The organism is Nocardia sp. NPDC051990, assembly GCF_040680755.1.
GTDB lineage: Bacteria > Actinomycetota > Actinomycetes > Mycobacteriales > Mycobacteriaceae > Nocardia.
In genome coordinates this window covers 37,498-53,887 of record NZ_JBFAXH010000010.1, presented here as the reverse complement: position 1 = coordinate 53,887, position 16,390 = coordinate 37,498, and the positions used below count along the sequence as shown (strand labels likewise).

General features: G+C 65.4%; 18 protein-coding genes and 1 pseudogene. 13 read left to right on the top strand and 6 right to left on the bottom strand.

The features are described 5' to 3' along the window. Positions 1–264: 264 nt before the first annotated feature. Complete coding sequence (locus AB0L63_RS19810; RefSeq protein ID WP_364502624.1) at positions 265–1,164, bottom strand: hypothetical protein; 900 nt, start codon at positions 1,162–1,164, stop codon at positions 265–267. 260 nt (positions 1,165–1,424) lie between these two features. Then, complete coding sequence (locus AB0L63_RS19805) at positions 1,425–1,976, bottom strand: GNAT family N-acetyltransferase (RefSeq protein WP_364502621.1); 552 nt, start codon at positions 1,974–1,976, stop codon at positions 1,425–1,427. A 490-nt stretch (positions 1,977–2,466) separates the two neighbouring features. On the opposite strand from AB0L63_RS19805, the gene AB0L63_RS19800 reads away from it, so the two are divergent. Further along, positions 2,467–3,402 (top strand): hypothetical protein, encoded by a 936-nt coding sequence (locus tag AB0L63_RS19800; protein ID WP_364502618.1) that lies wholly within the window; start codon positions 2,467–2,469, stop codon positions 3,400–3,402. Between the two features lie 344 nt (positions 3,403–3,746). Then, a complete protein-coding gene (locus tag AB0L63_RS19795) occupies positions 3,747–4,799 on the top strand; it encodes a fused (3R)-hydroxyacyl-ACP dehydratase subunits HadA/HadB (RefSeq protein WP_364502919.1) in 1,053 nt (350 codons plus the stop codon). A 510-nt stretch (positions 4,800–5,309) separates the two neighbouring features. Here AB0L63_RS19795 and AB0L63_RS19790 read toward each other — a convergent pair. Continuing rightward, complete coding sequence (locus AB0L63_RS19790; protein WP_364502615.1) at positions 5,310–5,819, bottom strand: TipAS antibiotic-recognition domain-containing protein; 510 nt, start codon at positions 5,817–5,819, stop codon at positions 5,310–5,312. Positions 5,820–5,925: 106 nt separating this feature from the next. Further along, positions 5,926–6,537 (bottom strand): TetR/AcrR family transcriptional regulator, encoded by a 612-nt coding sequence (locus tag AB0L63_RS19785; protein ID WP_364502916.1) that lies wholly within the window; start codon positions 6,535–6,537, stop codon positions 5,926–5,928. Between the two features lie 110 nt (positions 6,538–6,647). On the opposite strand from AB0L63_RS19785, the gene AB0L63_RS19780 reads away from it, so the two are divergent. The 10 genes and pseudogenes from AB0L63_RS19780 to AB0L63_RS19735 all read left to right on the top strand — a co-directional run bounded on the left by AB0L63_RS19780 (position 6,648) and on the right by AB0L63_RS19735 (position 14,575). After that, positions 6,648–6,872, top strand: coding sequence for a hypothetical protein (locus AB0L63_RS19780; RefSeq protein WP_364502612.1), 225 nt, complete (start codon positions 6,648–6,650; stop codon positions 6,870–6,872). Between the two features lie 57 nt (positions 6,873–6,929). Next, positions 6,930–7,133: pseudogene (locus AB0L63_RS19775) on the top strand (SDR family NAD(P)-dependent oxidoreductase); the annotation flags it as partial. Positions 7,134–7,244: 111 nt separating this feature from the next. Next, positions 7,245–7,901 carry a hypothetical protein gene (locus AB0L63_RS19770; RefSeq protein WP_364502610.1) on the top strand — a complete coding sequence of 219 codons (657 nt, stop codon included), beginning with the start codon at positions 7,245–7,247 and terminating at the stop codon, positions 7,899–7,901. A 34-nt stretch (positions 7,902–7,935) separates the two neighbouring features. After that, positions 7,936–8,694: a 1,4-alpha-glucan branching protein gene (locus AB0L63_RS19765; RefSeq protein ID WP_364502607.1), complete on the top strand. Its 759-nt coding sequence runs from the start codon at positions 7,936–7,938 to the stop codon at positions 8,692–8,694. Between the two features lie 286 nt (positions 8,695–8,980). After that, positions 8,981–9,253, top strand: coding sequence for a hypothetical protein (locus tag AB0L63_RS19760; RefSeq protein ID WP_364502604.1), 273 nt, complete (start codon positions 8,981–8,983; stop codon positions 9,251–9,253). Further along, positions 9,253–9,387 (top strand): hypothetical protein, encoded by a 135-nt coding sequence (locus AB0L63_RS19755; protein ID WP_364502601.1) that lies wholly within the window; start codon positions 9,253–9,255, stop codon positions 9,385–9,387. The genes AB0L63_RS19760 and AB0L63_RS19755 overlap by 1 nt, the downstream gene beginning before the upstream one ends. Positions 9,388–9,450: 63 nt before the next feature. Beyond that, complete coding sequence (locus AB0L63_RS19750) at positions 9,451–10,047, top strand: DUF308 domain-containing protein (protein WP_364502599.1); 597 nt, start codon at positions 9,451–9,453, stop codon at positions 10,045–10,047. A 723-nt stretch (positions 10,048–10,770) separates the two neighbouring features. Next, a complete protein-coding gene (locus AB0L63_RS19745) occupies positions 10,771–12,159 on the top strand; it encodes a three-helix bundle dimerization domain-containing protein (RefSeq protein WP_364502597.1) in 1,389 nt (462 codons plus the stop codon). A gap of 296 nt (positions 12,160–12,455) precedes the next feature. Then, positions 12,456–13,223, top strand: a complete 768-nt coding sequence (locus AB0L63_RS19740) for a hypothetical protein (protein WP_364502594.1) — start codon at positions 12,456–12,458, stop codon at positions 13,221–13,223. Positions 13,224–13,450: 227 nt separating this feature from the next. Continuing rightward, positions 13,451–14,575 (top strand): DUF418 domain-containing protein, encoded by a 1,125-nt coding sequence (locus AB0L63_RS19735; RefSeq protein WP_364502591.1) that lies wholly within the window; start codon positions 13,451–13,453, stop codon positions 14,573–14,575. 126 nt (positions 14,576–14,701) lie between these two features. Here the strand turns inward: AB0L63_RS19735 and AB0L63_RS19730 are convergent, their stop codons facing one another. Next, positions 14,702–15,541, bottom strand: coding sequence for an alpha/beta hydrolase (locus AB0L63_RS19730; RefSeq protein ID WP_364502588.1), 840 nt, complete (start codon positions 15,539–15,541; stop codon positions 14,702–14,704). After that, positions 15,538–16,128, bottom strand: a complete 591-nt coding sequence (locus AB0L63_RS19725; protein WP_364502585.1) for a TetR/AcrR family transcriptional regulator — start codon at positions 16,126–16,128, stop codon at positions 15,538–15,540. Before AB0L63_RS19725 ends, AB0L63_RS19730 begins: the two co-directional genes overlap by 4 nt. Before the next feature lie 100 nt (positions 16,129–16,228). Between AB0L63_RS19725 and AB0L63_RS19720 the strand changes: the two genes are divergently transcribed. After that, positions 16,229–16,390, top strand: coding sequence for a hypothetical protein (locus AB0L63_RS19720; RefSeq protein WP_364502582.1), 162 nt, complete (start codon positions 16,229–16,231; stop codon positions 16,388–16,390).

The window sequence follows — 16,390 nt, the reverse complement described above, 5'->3', positions numbered from 1 at the left end:
CCCCGCTGATCATCTCGGCGCTGTCGGTGGGTTCGGCGATGTCGCAGTTCTCGCAATACACACCCCGATGCCTGCCAATCGGCGGGCGCGCTTAATTGGTTGTGCAGCAACGATATTGACGCAAGGAATGCGGCGGGGCCTGCCTACTGCGGTGAAATCCGGCGCTCAGCTGAGCGTTACGGCCACCCGGATGTCCATCGGGGTGGCCAGCTCGGCTATGGCTCGAATCGACGGTGTTGCTGTCGGAAGGTCCATAGCCCGAACCTATCGATCTGTATCGGCGATGATCACTTCGCTGCCGACTGGCCGGAAGCCGCATGCGAGGAACGCGCGCAGGGAACGCGCATTGCCCGGCGACACAGCGGCGAAGACGGTTTCACCGGCCGGGACAAGTTGGAGTGCTTCGTGGATGAGCGCGCGTCCGGTACCGTCGCCGTGATCGGGATGGTGTAGCTCCACCGAGATCTCGGTCCGTCCAACGAGTCCGGAAGCAATGGTGACCAGTCCTCGGTCATCGCCGTGAACTCGGACGCCGGTGCGCAGATGTCGAGCGTGGCGGACCCGTGGATGGTGGCCGAGATCTTCGCGGATCGGGAGCCTGCCGTTCCCCTGGCCGCGGTGGGCGAGGGTGACGTCAAGGGTACCGATTTCGCCGGTGGCCCCCGCGAGGCGTTGCAGGACGTCGGGCTGCAACGCGGCTCCGAATCCGTCGAGGTGGAACTCGGCGAAGTCCGTCACCGGCCGGGAAGTCGCAAAGATCGCGTAGCCAGTGAACGAGACGACCGCGTGCATGCCCTTCTGGGTGGCGGGCATGAAAATGACCTGACCATCCGCAGGGGGAAAGGCGCCATCGGCGGCGGCGAGGAACACCGGCAGCAATGGATGCGGCAAGACTGATGCGGTGGTCTCGTCCAGTTCGGGCAGCGGCTCGTCCTCGTAGCGACGTATCAGCCGGTCATCGTGGTGCATTTCGATCGCCATGCCGCCAGACCATGCCATCGCGCGCCGACTTGCGCTGCCGACGCGCCGGTACACCCGCCGCCGTACCTTCCAGCGCTGGCGATCGATCGCCGGGGCCGGCAGGTTGACCTCGGCCAGCGCCTGGTCGGAGGGTTTGCAGTAGCAGCAGACATTCTCCGGCTTCTTGTGTCGGGACTTCGCCATAAACAGCAGCGGGCGCGCCCTGCTCGCCGAGGTGGGTCAACGCCGAATGCTGGGATTCGCGCAGGTCCCAACCCGTTCCAGGGCCTTGGAGTGCGGTGTGGGCGTCGAGCGTGGCGCGGGCCTGGCCGTAGGACAGCCGCGCCAGTTCGGTGCCCGGGTCGCGGGGCCAAGGAGCTGATTCTCGCCAGAACGCCCGGCGGTGCCTGAAGACATGCACAGCAGATTGCGTGCGTTCGGCGTCTGCGCGGAAGAATGTTCGATCACGGGGCGACGTCCCGCAGATGCTGCAGTCCCGCATCGGTGCGGGTGAACCCGCAGGCATCGAAGTAGAACGCTCCCAGTTCGGGCCGGAAATCGACGTGCAGCCATTCACACCCCGCGCCGCGCGCCGCATCACTGGCGTGGTGGACGAGTTCGGTGCCGATGCCGCGATGCTGGTGCTCCGGGCGGACCTTGGTATCCAGCAGAAAGGCGTGGTCGGCTCCATCCCATGCGACGTTGACGAACCCGATCAACAGCCCGTCGTCACCATGGGCGCTGACCCAGCCCAGACTGTGGCCGCGGACCCGGTCCCACCATCCGTGTTGGAAGCAGGGTCGCTGACCGCCGCGTCCCCAACGACGGGCTGAGCCTGATTCCACTGACCAGCTGTCGGCCGAACTCTGGGTTGAAGCAAATTCGACGGAATCGCTGGCATTGGCAACTTTCTGGGCCCGCCCAACGTCCGCTTGTGCGAGGACGACTTCCAAACGTGAGCCACCGGTACACGCTCGCCGACGTGGGCCATCCTCGACAGCTCGCGCTGTCGGCATGCCCATTTCCGGTAGATCACATGGGAATCCGGCTGATGCATGAGAGCCCTCGCTCGTCTGCGACGTGGGGGACCCTTTTTGCAGGGTTCCGTTGCTGATTCGTTTCGTATGCGCAAACCAAACGAAAACGAAACTCCAGCAGACGGATTGCCAGGGTCCAGGAAATCTTAACCCCCGATAATGTTCACTTATCGGAGGTTGGACTCAGGGAGTTGGCGAATGGATGGCCTTGGGGTGACATGCATTTCGTTTCGTCTTAATACGTTTGATTCGACGAAACCAACGCTACGATTCTCTAATGTCTAACGTTTGCAACTACCCCGGATGTGCTCGACCGATTACGCGCGGGGGTGGACCGGGGCGGCCCTCGGAATACTGTGATCACCCGGAGCACACCCGGTGGCGCGCTTGGCGGGAACGGCAACGGCAACAACAGGAGTCGCAGCCACCAGCTGCTGCCGTCACTGTGACGCAACAGGGGCCGGCGACGGTGGCGCGGTTGCGCGCGGATGAGCTGCTCACGCAATTCCGTGGACTGGCCGATCAATTGGGGAACACCCTGAATGCGGCGGTGGCCGAACTGTCCACGCTGGCCGATCCGGCGATCGCCGAGGCGCAGGTACAGGCCGTGCAGGCGGACGCGGCACGACGCATCGCGGAGGCGGAGGTCGCGACGGTCGCCGCAGACCAGGCGCGACGCGAGGCTGAGGAGGCGCGCGCGGCCGCGGAATCGGCCGCCGACGATGCGGCCAGCGCGGCCGAACATGCGGAATCACTGGTCGCCGAGGCCGATAGGGCGCGATCGGATGCCCTGCGTGAGGTCGAGCGGGTGACCAAACAGGCCGCCGACGATGTCTTCGCGGTGCGCAGCGAGGCCGACGCCGAGATACGCACCATCCGCCGCGAAGCCGCCGACGATGTCGAACGTGCGCGGCAGCAGGCCACCGAGGATGTGGAGCTGGCACGCCGGAAGGCCGCGACGGAAATCGAACAGATCCGGCGTGAGTCCGCCCAGCAGATCACCGCGGCCGGTGCCGAACGCGATCTGGCGGTGCAGCGCGCCGCCGATGCCGAACGCGCCATCGAACGCGCCGAACAGGCCGTGGCCGAACGCAATCAGGCCATCGCGGAGGCACGCACGGAACTGAACCGATTGCGCGAGGAATTGAACCGATTGCGCGAGGAGCTGGATCGCACGCGCGGTGAACTCGTCGAGGTGCGCCGCGCGGCGAGTGCGGAGGTCGCGGCGGTGCGCGCCGAATCGACGGCCGCACTCGAGCAGGTACGGCGCGAAGCCACCGAACGGTTGGCCACACTCGACGAAGCCCGCGCCCAAACCTTGGCCCGCGCCGAACGCGCCGAACGCCAGCTCGACCATTTGGTCGCCAGTCGAGCCGGATCGGTATCCGAGGGCGCCCCCGGTTAGTGCGCAGGCAGCGGGAACCTCTTGTCAGGTTTGCACCCCGATGGGGTGCCGAGATAACAGACCGGCTGCCCGGTGTAAGTCACAAGGCCACTGGTTCTAACCGTGCGCGCCAGATCGAGCGCGCAATGCCGTCGGGGCGAGGGCCCGCCGGAGAAGCTATCGGTTTTTTCGTGTCGGATGTCGAGAATGTGGCAATGCTTCGCTGGCCACGATAGGCGGTCCATCCTGTTTTGTTCCGCCCGGCAGAGCTCTGCGTCGTGTAAAAGAGTGATGTCCATTCGTGGAGTCGGGTTCTGCGGACACCCGATTGCGAGGCCCGTAAAGAATCTGAAGTGAGGAGCGGTTTGGTGGAAGCGACATGCGATGCGGCTGGGCAGGTGGGGCATCACTATCGCGCGGATGACTATTACGAGGTGGGTCGGGAGAAGATCCGCGAGTATGCACGAGCTGTGCAGGACTTCCACCCCGCGCACTGGAGCGAGGACGCTGCCGACGAGCTCGGGTACGCGGGTTTGGTCGCGCCGACCACGTTCATCTCGATCGCCGCGATGCTGGCCAACCGCAAGCTATTCGACAGTGTCATCACCGGCTACGACGTGTTCGTGCAAACCGACCAGGTCTTCGAGATACACCAGCCGGTAGTGGCCGGTGACCGGCTGGTCAGCGATGTCGAACTCGCTTCGGTTCGCCGCATAGCAGGCAAGGATCTGCTCACTGTCAAGAACACCTTCACCGACCAGACGGGCCAGGTTGTGCAGGTCATGCACACGACCGTCGTCGGCATCACCGGCGCGGACGTCGACACCGGCATCAGCGCCGCGATCGACCGTGTGGTCATGCACGGTATTGATGTGCCCTCTCGAACCGCAACCGCCGGCCGCGCAGCCGCGGTGGCGGAAAGGCACACTGCGACGCACCGGGCTTCGAACACCCGCCCACACGAGTCCACGACCGCCCGGACGAGAGTCCCGCGCACCGGAATCCGATTCGAGGACATTACGGTCGGTGACGAGCTTCCCGCACGGATCGCGCAGCTGACCCGGGGCGACCTGGTGAACTACGCTGGCGTCGCCGGTGACGCCAATCCGATCCATTGGCACGACGACATCGCCGCGCTCGCGGGCCTCCCTGACGTGATAGCGCACGGCATGCTCACGATGGGCCTGGGGGCAGGCTTTGTCACCGAGTGGCTCGGTGACCCAGGCGCACTGACTAGGTACGCAGTCCGGCTCTCGAACTACACGATCGTGGAAGCCGCCTCCGCCGGAAGCGTCGAGTTTACCGGGCGCATAAAGTCGATAGACCCCGACACGAGGACCGCCGTCATCGTCATCGTCGCCAAATCCGCAGCACGCAAGATCTTCGGACTCGCCACCGCGGATGTCCGCCTCACATAGTCTCCGGCACGCTGACTCCGATACCACGACACACGGCTGGTGGAACGTTGTCCAGATCGCGGCGGTGTACCGCAGGTGCGGAACAGGGTGTCTAGAAGTCCTGCCGGGCGGTGCCGCCGGGCAGGACGGCGACCTCGGCGCACTAGCCTTCGCTGGTGCTGCACGACTATGCCAACGCCTTCAGCGGGCTCGGCGGTCGGGTGTGGAACGGGGTCGGCGTGTCGGGCGGGGGTGAGGTAGTTCGCGAGCTGGTTCTCTTCAGCCAGTTGATGAGGGTGAGCGAGTCGCCGACCGGGAGTGCGGCGGCGACGATCCGGTCGAAGCGTCGTCGTAGGGCGAATGATCCGCGCCCACTACGAGGGAGCGGGGAGCATCCGCCAGAAATCCGGCGCTACGCGGTCGCCGCAACCTCCCGCATCGAGAGTGTTGCGACGACCGCGTGAACCCAAGCACTGGCCGCGGAGGGGCCAGTGCATTGTCCGGGGATACCCCGGGCTTCCGAACCGAGGACTACTCGCCGAGCCGCTCTTCCGCGTAGACGACCATCGCGTCCCGCTGATACTCGGCCAGGCCCTCGGCGATCTTCTCGTAGTTCGCTTTGAACCGCTCGTCGTCCACATATATCTGCCCCAGGCACTTGTACGCGTCCCGGTTCGGGGTCCAGAAGCGGCATATGCCCTGATACTGCGTGTCGATCTCCGCCTGGACCACCACGTCGCCGACCGGGGTGCCGGCGGCCATGAACTCGGCCATGCGGATCATCGCCGCCGTCAGCTCACGCTGCATACGCTCGACGTCCTCGGCAGTCATCGTCGCGGTGTTGCGCCGAGACTGCTCGAACTCCTCCGGCCAGCGCTCGCGGGCCTCGTCGCCGACTGCCATCGTCCCAGCGCCTCGGCCGACACCCCCGGTGTACTTGGCGAGACTGCACACCGAGGCGTGCCCGGACAACGCCATCAGCATCGGCGTGGACGCGCCGATCTCGGCGGCGTGGGTGCGCCGCTGGAACTGGTCGCGCATAACCGCCGAGAACAACGGCACCGAAGGGGTCGCGAGCTCTCGTGAGTTCGCATCTGAGGTGAGCCGGGTAGCCTTCGGGGGCGTGAGTCGGCCCGTATCCGACTGGTCAGAGACCGGCGGAGGCGTGCCCGGGATCGGCCCCGAATCCCCGCAGTAGCGTGTCTACGATCAGCGTGGTCAGGGCGTCGACGTCTGCGTCAGCGGTTCCGCCCTGGGTCACCTCGTGAATGAGCGCGTAGTAGCAGCGCCGCGCCCACTTGATGTCGACGTCGGACCGCAGGAGTCCGGTGGCCTGCGCGCGACGGAAGAGCCTGTCGCACTTCTCCAGCACGTCGGCGTACACCCGGGCGATCTCCGGATCCGCGGAACCGGCGGCCCGGGTCATAGCGAAGCCCCAGCCGATCTTGACGCGAAGCACGTCCGCGGTGACCCGGTAGAGAACGACCAGGGGTGGCGCGGTCTCGGACACCGCGCCGTCGACGGCGGCGGCGAACTGCTCGGTCACCCATCGAGTCAGGGCGTCGATAAGCGCCTCGCGTGTGGCGAAGCGCCGGTGCACGGTGGTGCGGGCGACGCCGGCGGCCTCGGCGATCTGTTCCATGGTGGCCGTGGGATCACCCGAGAGCACGCGTTCAGCGGCCGCCAGGATTGAGTGCACCGTCCGTTCCGTGTCGGCGCGGAGCGGCTTGCCGCCGATGCGGAAGTGTCCGTGCTGCATTGTCACCCTGAAACACTACAACGCGGTAGCTAAATCGCTACAACTTGCAACGTTGATGTTGCAAATTGTAGCTTCGTTGCGTCGATCGTGATGCAATGAGGAGGCATGGAATGGATCTGCAGCTGAGTGGGCGAACCGCCGTGGTGACCGGGGCCAGCAGGGGGATCGGGCTCGCCATCGCGGCGCTGACGGGCGAGGGCATGCGTGTGGTCGCGGCCGCACGGACGTTGACGCCAGAACTCGAGAACCTGGGGGGCGATCGCGATCCCAGTGGACCTGGCGGCGGCCGACGGACCGGCGCTGCTGGTCGAGGCGGCGCTGGCGGAGCTGGGTGAGCTGGACGTGCTCGTCAACAATGTGGGCGGGGGTGACGGCAGAGCGACGGGGGATTCCTATCCTTCGACGACGAGCAGTGGGCGGAGATCTACGGCCTGAACCTCTTCGCGACGGTCCGCACGACCCGGGCCGCGTTGCCGAGTCTGCTGCGGCGCGGCGGCACCGTGGTCAACGTCTCCTCATCACCTGTCCGACGCGTTCAGGGCGAACCGTGTTTCAGGGTTGTTGCAAAACGGCTCGACAGTTTGCAACAGCCCTAGTCGGGGCTGGTGGGCGAGAGCGGTGCTCTTGCATGTGTGCCCGAACTATGAGACCGTCGATCTCTAGAGAGAGCGTCGCTCTCGATTGAATTCGGATAAACAGGAGTTCTTGTGCACGAATCACGCACGCGCATCGGCGCTTTGGGTCTCGCCCTGGCCGGCATCCTCTTCCTCGTCTACGAAACCGTTGCCCCGCGCACCGACCAGGACACCCTCGAGGGCGCGGCGTCCTGGACCTCGACCGGTTGGGCGGTGGGTCACATCGGCGCCATCATCGGCCTCATCCTCATTCCGCTCGGTTGGGCCGCGCTGCGAAATCACCTGGCGGACACCAGAACCGAGCGGCCTGCTTACCTTGCCGCCACCGTCGGCTACATCGGCTCGGCACTGTCGATCTCCTACTACGGTGCGGAGGTGTACGGGCTCAGGGCCATCGGCGCACGAGCTGTTGCCGACGGCGACGCCTCCCTGACACAAATCGGTGCGGACTTTCGGATGAGCCCGCTCGCGGCGACGGTCTTCGCTATCGGCCTCGCCCTCATTGCCGTCGCCGCGATCCTTGCTGCCGTTGCCATCTGGCGGTCGGGGAGGTTGCAGCGTTGGAGCGCGGTTCCACTGGCCGCCGCGATGGTGCTGTACTTGCCGCACTTCTGGCTGCCACATGCGGTGCGCATCGGTTGGGGCGCATTGGTGACCGCCGGCGCGATGTGGATCGCGGTCGAGCTCTGGCGTGCCGTGTCGCGCACTCCCGAACTCCAGGCTGCGTGAAACCCGCACCGTGCCTCGAAAGGTAGGGTGCCTCATGGCTGTTATTCATCACACGACCATGTCGCCCAGCAAACTCGAGCTGCTCACCGCCTGGTTGCCGACCCGGCCGTGGTTTCGAGACAGCGGGCGCGCCCCGGAGCTGAGCAAGGCCGGTGGTTTCCGACTCGACGATCCGGCGGGCGCGGTCGGCATCGAATTCGTGCTGGTGAACGACAGTGCTGGACCGGAACCGATCACCTATCACGTGCCGCTGACCTACCGCGGCGCACCACTCGACGGTGCCGAGGACGCTCTCGTCGGCACCACCGCACACGGTGTGCTCGGACAACGGTGGGTCTACGACGCGACCCGGGATCCGGTAGCGGTCGCTCAGATCATCGCACTGCTGGCGGGGCAAGCGCAGCCGCAAGCGCAGAGCACGAGCGATGCCCCGGATCCCTCCATCGTCGTCTCGATCGGCGAGCCCTCCTGCGCCGCAACGCAATTCCGCTCGGCTCTGGATACACCGACCCACACCGATATCGTCGTTGGCAATGATCGAAGCGTTCGGGTCGAGCGGGTCCTGCGTCCCGAGTCGGCAACTGCACCGAACTCCACTGCGGCACCTGGTGAACCGGCCGCAGACAACCAGCGCCCTGACGCACCGAGTTCCAATCCGACACGTGCCGACTCGGTGGCAGACAGCCAATCCGCTGCACTGACCTCCTGTGCGACGAATGCCGCTCAGGTAACGGTTCCGTGGCAAATCATCAATGGTTCCACCGTCCGTGGCGTGGTTCTGGCGATCGACTGACCGCGTCCGAGCAGCGCTGGTGGTCCGGGATGGCCTTACGTCCTCGGCTACTCCTCGATTCGGGCTGCTCGCCCTCATGGTCATCGTCCTCGGAGTCGTCGACGCGACGCGGACGGCGGGCGACCGGGCGGCGTGCCAGCGCGAAGGCAATGCGCTGAATCCCGCTCGTTGTCAACCGATGCCGTCGCCCACGAGGGAGTGACGCGCCGGCGACCTGCCGACTCCAGGTCGATACCGGCATCGAGCGGCGCCTCGCTTCCCCTCCGACAATACGATCCGCGCTGAAGTGACACCCGGATCGGTTGTGGAACTGGAGACTTGGCGAAATGAAGTGATCGCGGTGCGGTGGTGCGAAGTCCGCGCCGACACCGTCGACGCACCGACGGTGGACTTCGGTACTGCGGTCGGCGCGTCACTCATCGGGTTCGGCTGTGCCCTGCTCGGCGTCGGCGGTTGGCTGGTCGAGCGGAACCGCCGGGCGTGGCGGCCGATGGTGGAGGCTGTGCTGGCCGCGGCGCTCTGTCAGCGGTTCGTGATGATCGTCGTGGGCCACTGCTGATGCGTGACCCGTTGCGTGAGAACCTGCTTGCCCGACATGTGCAGTTGATACTCATGGCCGGTGCATTGCTCGCCTGCGGTACCGGGGCGCTGGCGCACCGGCGCGCCACACTGCGACACGCCCAGTCGAGCTGAAAATATCGATACCCTTGAAGCAAATATTCGGTTATCCGAATACTCAGGTCATACTATTGAGCTATGCCCGAAAACGAGAGTGCGGGTCGTGGGGGTTCGCTTGCCGACGGGGCGCGGCTGGCGGTACTGGTCGCTGGTGTCGGCTCCGTGGTCCTCGGTGTGCTGATAGCCGTGTGGCCGGACAAGACCGAGCGGCTGGCGGAGCTATTGTTCGGCCTCTATCTACTACTGAGCGGAGCGATGCAGCTGATCATCGCGATGGGTGCCCGGTTCGGGGCGGCGCTACGGATCTTCGTATTCTTCAGCGGCGTCGCCTCCGTGGCATCGGCAGTGATGGCGTTCCACAGCGCGAATTCGATACTGCTGCTCGCGGTGTGGATCGGCCTCGGCTGGGCCGTGCGCGGGATCGCGCAGGCGACCGTAGCGGTGTGGGCGGACAAGTTGCCTGAAGGTGGCTGGCAAGAGATATTCGGGCTGCTGACCATGATGGTGGGATTCATCATGATCGCCCTGCCGTTCGATTCGCTGGACGTACTCGGCATGGCAGCCGGTGGCTGCGCGATCGTGATCGGCACGCTCGAGATTCTCACTGTCGCGCGTGGCCGTGGCGCGGTCGACTCGGTCGCGGACACTACGCGTCTTCCAGTGGTGTCGAACTGAACTGGCGCACAGACTACTCCGACGGTATCCCGGGCGGCGCGGGCGTCCCGCTGCCCGGGATAGCACGGTCGCGACCACTGTTCACCCATGCCGCAGCCGTTCCATTGCGACTGTCACTCGACGTGGTCGGTGTCCTGTTCCCGAAGCTGTCCGAACCCCCAGAAACGAGCTGTGAACTAGACCATGGTTTGGGTCGGGGTGGAAGCTCGCCGTAGTGGGCACGACGCCGACCCGGACATAACCGAAACAGCTCCGTCGTCGTCTTGACGTCGGCGACCGGCGTTCTGCCGCCCGGATGCGGACAACCTGCCGAACAGCATCGATGCGGTGGCGTGCCCAAAATTTCAGGAATCCGCCCAACCGACGCAGCAGGTAGTCGTAGTGCTCGGGGGTGGAAACTCGGGGACAACGTTGGGTAGCGAAAGGTGAATGGCGCGTTGAACATTCGGCGCTAGTTGGCGCGGGATCGGTGGCGGTTCAGGGGCGAGGCGGACCATGGACCAGGTGGCGGTCGGACCGGCGTTTTCCGCGCTGACCTGGGCGTCGCCGCGTTTGATGGTCAGCGGCAGATATATAGCGGCACAGTCGAAATGGCGTTCGGCTCGCCAGCGATGGGGTTTCGCCGGTGTAGTGGTGAGCGAAAATTTCGGTAGGGTTCGGCGGCGCGCGCAGGGGCATAGCGCTGTCGCGACCGGAGACCGATGTGACGCCGAGGAGACTGTGGTGGGTGTCGTTACTGTCCGCGAAGAGCAGGCGATTCAGCGGTTGACCGACCGCCTGGTCGACGACTATCCGGCCGATCAGGTCGAGAACGTGGTGGGCGCGGTACGGCAGCGGTTCGAAGGCCATCCGGTGCGGGAATTCGTCCCGATTCTGATCGAGCGGATCGTACGCAGGGAACTGGCGGCATCGACAACCGATGCCAAGTCGGAAGTCGTTGCCGTGCAACCGAACTCGAATCCACATCCCGATCCGTCGCCCGGGATGGGTCGAATCGTCGCGGTTGGTGGCAAGTTCGTCGCCGATAAGCGACTCATGGCATTCGCGGCAGCGGCCCTGGTCGTCGTCCTCGCCCTTGTGGTCGCCTTCGCGGTGCGACAGCCCGACCAGTCCGCTCCGGCCAGCGCGCCGGCAGCGCTGACCACGGTGCACGGCGTGGTCGGTTCGGAGAAGACGGCCTTCTTCGAAGATCCGCGCGTCGTGGAAGCCTTGGCCCGCAAGGGTGTCAAGGCACAGGTCGATCCGGCCGGATCGCGGCAGATCGCGACGTCCATCGATCTCGGGAAGTACGACTTCGCGTTTCCGTCGAGTGCGCCTGCGGCGGAACGGATTCAGCGGGCGCGCAATATCAGCACGAAGCACACCCCGTTCTCCTCACCCATGGCCATTGCCACCTTCCAGCCCATCGCCGACCTGCTGACAGCGGCGGGCGTGCTGCATCCCGGTCCGGTCCCGACCTTCGATATGGCCCGCTACCTAGAACTCGTGCGCAGCGACGTCGAGTGGCACAAACTCCGCGACAACACCGCCTACTCGGTGCACAAAAACATCCTGGTGTCCACGACCGACCCGCGGACCTCCAACTCCGCCGCCATGTACCTGGCCGTCGCGAGCCACGTCGCCAATGACAACACCATCGTGCAGGGCCCGGCCGCCGAACAGGCCGTACTGCCCACGGTGTCGCGGCTGTTCGTGCGCCAGGGCTACACCGAGAACTCCACCGACGGCCCGTTCCGCGAATACCTTGCGGTAGGCATGGGCCCGACGCCCATGGTCTGGATCTACGAGGCACAGTTCGTCGAGGCGGCCATCCGCGGCCAGATCAAACCCGGCATGGTGTTGACCTACCCGTCCCCGACCGTCGTCTCCCAGCACACTCTCGTGCCCCTCACTGCGCCCGGCGATCGCATCGGCCGCCTGCTGACCACCGATCCCGACCTGCAGCGCCTCGCCGCCGAACACGGATTCCGCACCAGCGACCCCAGCCAATTCGCCAAGGTCACCGCCGATAACCATGTACCGGTGGCCGGTGACGTGGTCGACGTGATCGACACCCCCACCATCGACACCCTCGAACACCTCATCGACATCGCCACCAAGTCCTATAACTGACGTCGCTTCCGAAACACCAGGACACTCCGCAAACCTGTCACCGCGGCCGAATCCAGGGGGCTCGGCGGCCGAGGCTGCTTTGTGGTGCCTTTCGTCAGGGCATTGACCGGCGACCCATATATCCAGGTCACGACCGATTGCCGAGGCGGCGCGATCGGAGGATCGTGGAATACGAAAGCCGACATATCGGGTCTGGTCGAGTAGCGCGGGGCGGGGGATTCGAGTAGCCGGACACCCGTGGCAGTGCGGCGCACTCGGGCCAGGCTGGGGGCGGGGATGAAGAAAGGAGCGTCCTCATGAGCGGGATGTTCACCAGGACTGCCAGATATGCGGGTCCATATCGGTCGTCACCAACAGTCGGCACGCACGGGATGGTGGTCTTCGGGACCGGCACCGACTGTTACTTTTCGCATCGGCCGATGTTCTTCTCGCCGTATGACTTTCAGGTGCTGCTCGATATCGAGTTGGACGAGCGCGGTAGTCGGGCACTCGGCGCCGACCGGCGCACCGGATTCCGCGGCGGCCATGCCTTCGAACCGGCGGACCTTTCGCTCGCCGACCTGGATCCGAGCGCGGACCGCCCGCGAACCACATTCCGGGGCAATCTGATTCGCGGCAACCCCGATCGCGGTGGCATCGTGATCGCACGAGACGTCGTGGCCACGGTGCGTAACGTCATATCCTTCGCACAGCTCGATCCGCATCCCCTGCGCGCTGCGGAACTGCTGACCCATCTGTGCTTCGGCCGGGCAGACAAAATGTATGTGGCGCACCGGATCGCGCGGCGGCCCAGCTTCGATCAGATCGTCTCGGCCCGGCTCATCCCCGGCACCGTCACCGACATGCTCGGCACCCCACTGCCCGACGATGTCACCGAATTGGTATTCGATCAGGCACAACCGATCATCCTCGGACAGCGCGATTTCACCGGCCAACGATTGCGGGTCGGCGAGATCGCCGTGGCGGCATTCCATGCGACCGACACCGTTAGCGAGCACCAGAGCTTCCTCGTCGACATCGCCGTCGAGCGCCAGCTCTATTTGGAGGTCGCCGACCTGCTGTGATGTCAATACGCCGGAAGTAGCTGTTCGGGGCAGACGCGATAAGCGAGTAGGCCGGACCAGCTGGGCGGATGCGTCGATCTCCACGCTCTTGTCGATGACGAAGGCCATGGGGAACAATAGTGAAACGAGTTATAAAACGTGGCGCGGAGTCTCACTCTGGGGAACCAGACCCGTCTCACCCCCACGGGTGATCCGCCCACTGCCAGCCCGACCCTACGGTCAGGCCCATGACGGACGAGCGAGCGACGGCGACGGTGCCGCGACTGATCGAACTCGACGCGCTGCGCGGATTCGCGCTCGGCGGAATCCTTCTTGTGAATATCGAACTCATGTCGAATCCCGCCGGATTCGCCGACGGACCCGTGATCACCCTGCTGCAGGCGTTGTTCCACAACAAGTTCTACGTCCTGTTCTCGTTCCTGTTCGGATACTCGCTGACCATGCAGTTCCGGTCCGCTGAACGGGCGGGAGTGAGCGCCCGGGCCCGCACCGTGCGACGCTGCCTGGCACTCATGGCGATCGGGCTCGCGCACGCGATTTTCTTCTTCACCGGGGACGTGCTGTTCGGATACGGTGCAGTCGGTTTGACGCTGTTGGCGCTCAGCCGGATACGACCGCGAACGGCCTTGTGGCTGGCCGGGGTCATGTACGGAATCGGGGCAGTCGGCATTGCCCTGGTCGGAATACTGGGCGGCGAGCAAACGGGGGATCCGGACGAGACGGCTCGTACCCTCGGGATCGTCCGGGCCGGCTGGGGGACCGCCGCCGAATGGCGCTGGGAATTGTTCGTGGACCGGCTGCCGTTCTTCCTGCTGTTCGGGCTGTTCAATGTGCTGCCACTGTTCCTGATCGGCTTCGCCGCAGGTAAGGTTCGCCTCTCGGAGAATCCGGACCGCTACCTGCCCGTGCTGCCCCGCATCCAGGCCATCGGGTTCACTGTCGGCCTGCCGATTTCGGCACTCGCCGCAATCACGCATTGGCTGCCACTGAGGACGCTCACACCGTTGGCCGATCCGCTACTGGCCGCCGCGTATGCCGCGACGCTATTGCGGATCATTCGGCGCCGACCCGAGGTTGCCGAGGTGTTCGCCCCGGCCGGGAAGATCGCCGCCACGACCTACATCACGCAATCCCTCGTTACCGCATTCCTTTTCACCGGGTACGGATTCGCCCTCGCCGGACGTCTGGGCGATTGGACCGTCATGGCTATCGCGGTGGCGATCTACGCCGCCCAGCTCGCTGCGGCCCGGCTGTGGACCCGTCACTACCGGTACGGGCCGATCGAATGGGTGCTGCGCGCAGTTACATACGGCCCCAAGCAGTTACGTGCCGCGGGCACCGTGGCACCATGATGCTTGCCGCCCGGCATCCAGTGCTGTTCACTCCGAACATGCAGATTCCCCGGCGATTTCTGCCATAGAAGTGCATGCTCAGCATCGCCTTCCAGCGCTGCTGGACACTTGCGTGCCAAGCGTGGGTCAGCGATCAGCAGTGACCTTCAGCGCCTCCAGCAGAGCATGAGCGAATTCGGTCGGTGCTTCCCGCACGCCACTGTGTCCGCCAGGGAATTCGACCAGCGGTCGGCCCAACTCGGCCGCGAGGGTTTCCGCGGTGCGATAGGGGAGTTGGCCACGGGTTTCCCGGCCCGCGGCCAGCACGAGCCGGTCCACGACACCCGCGAGTGCGGCCGTATCGGGCCGGTAACCGGTGACCGCGCGCAGTTCGTGCGCGAACATCAACGACGCGTTGCCCATGAGACGTCCGAGCATTTCGGCGGTGCGGGCCGGTACCCCGGCCGGATCGGGCAGCGGCTTCGAGGTGACGCCCACCGCGCGCATGAAGCGTCCGCCCGCGACGGCGGGTCCCTGGTCCCGGGCGAGTTCGACCACCTCCTCGACCATGGCCCGGTGCACATCGGCATCAGGCAGGACCGCGAAGCACGGCGGTTCGTGGGCGACGACCAGGCGCAGTCGTTCCGGATTGCGGGCGAGCAGGTCGAGCGCGACCACCGCGCCACCACTGACACCGGCGACGTAGGCGAATTCGCCCGCGGGCGTGAGGTGTTCGAGCAGGCGGTGGGCGTCATCGCTGAACACATCCATGCGCTGATCCACCGGTTCGGGAGCATCCAGGACGCTGCGTGAGTAACCGCGCGGATCGGCGGCGACGACGGTGAAGTGTTCGGCGAGAGCGTCGGCGATCGGATCGAAAATCCCGGCGTCGCCGCCGCTGCCCGGCAGCAGAAGCAGCACCGGGCCGCTACCGCGCACCTCGAAATACAGGGTGGCGCCGGGCACTTCGATGGTTTCGGATCTCACTGCGATGTCGCTTTCTCGTCGGTGGGCCAGTGGGTGAGGGTGATGTGCAGAGCGTCGACAATGCGGTCCCAGGAGACGGCGGTGCAGCGGGAATGTCCGAAGCCTCCGTTCGCCTCCAGGTTGGCAAAACCGTGAAAAGTGCTGCGCAAGAGGCGAACCGCGTCGGTGACATCGGGTTCGCCGAGGCCGTAGGCGCGCAGCATCCCGTAGGTCAGGTCGATGGCACGCCACCCGCCGCTCCAATCGGCGGCAACGGCGGGATCCATCGGCATTTGAGTGGCGGCATAGCGGCCGGGATGTTCCAGGGCGTAGCGGCGCCACTCGTCGGCGAAGGCCACGAGCGCATCCCGTCCGGCGCGCCCGGCCACTGCCGTGGCGATGCGCTCGGTCTTCTCGTCGCCCGCCAACATGGCCACTCGGTTGCGCAGGTCTTCGAGGTTCTTGATGTGCGAGTACATGCTCGCGTCTTTGACGCCGAACTTCCTGGCCAGCGCGGCGACGGTGATGCTGTCGAATCCGACCTCATCGGCGAGCTCCGCTGCCGCCTGCGTGATCCGCTCGGCGGTCAACCCAGCGCGTGGTGACATCGCAGCCTCTCTCGGACTAATACTCCTAGTTTATATCCTAGGAGAATTAGGTTTGTAAGTAGTTGAGGCCCTGACAATTTTCGCCCGGACCAGCCCCGCCGTGCATCGCATCGAGCTCTATGTCGAGCCATGGGATACCGACTCGATCCGCGTCGCGGAGTTCGGCGGATACCTCCGCGAAGGCCTGTTGCGCAGCTACCAGGGAATCGGGTGGCACTCGACGCGACATGCCCGCTACGCCACTACACGACTCACGCCCTGA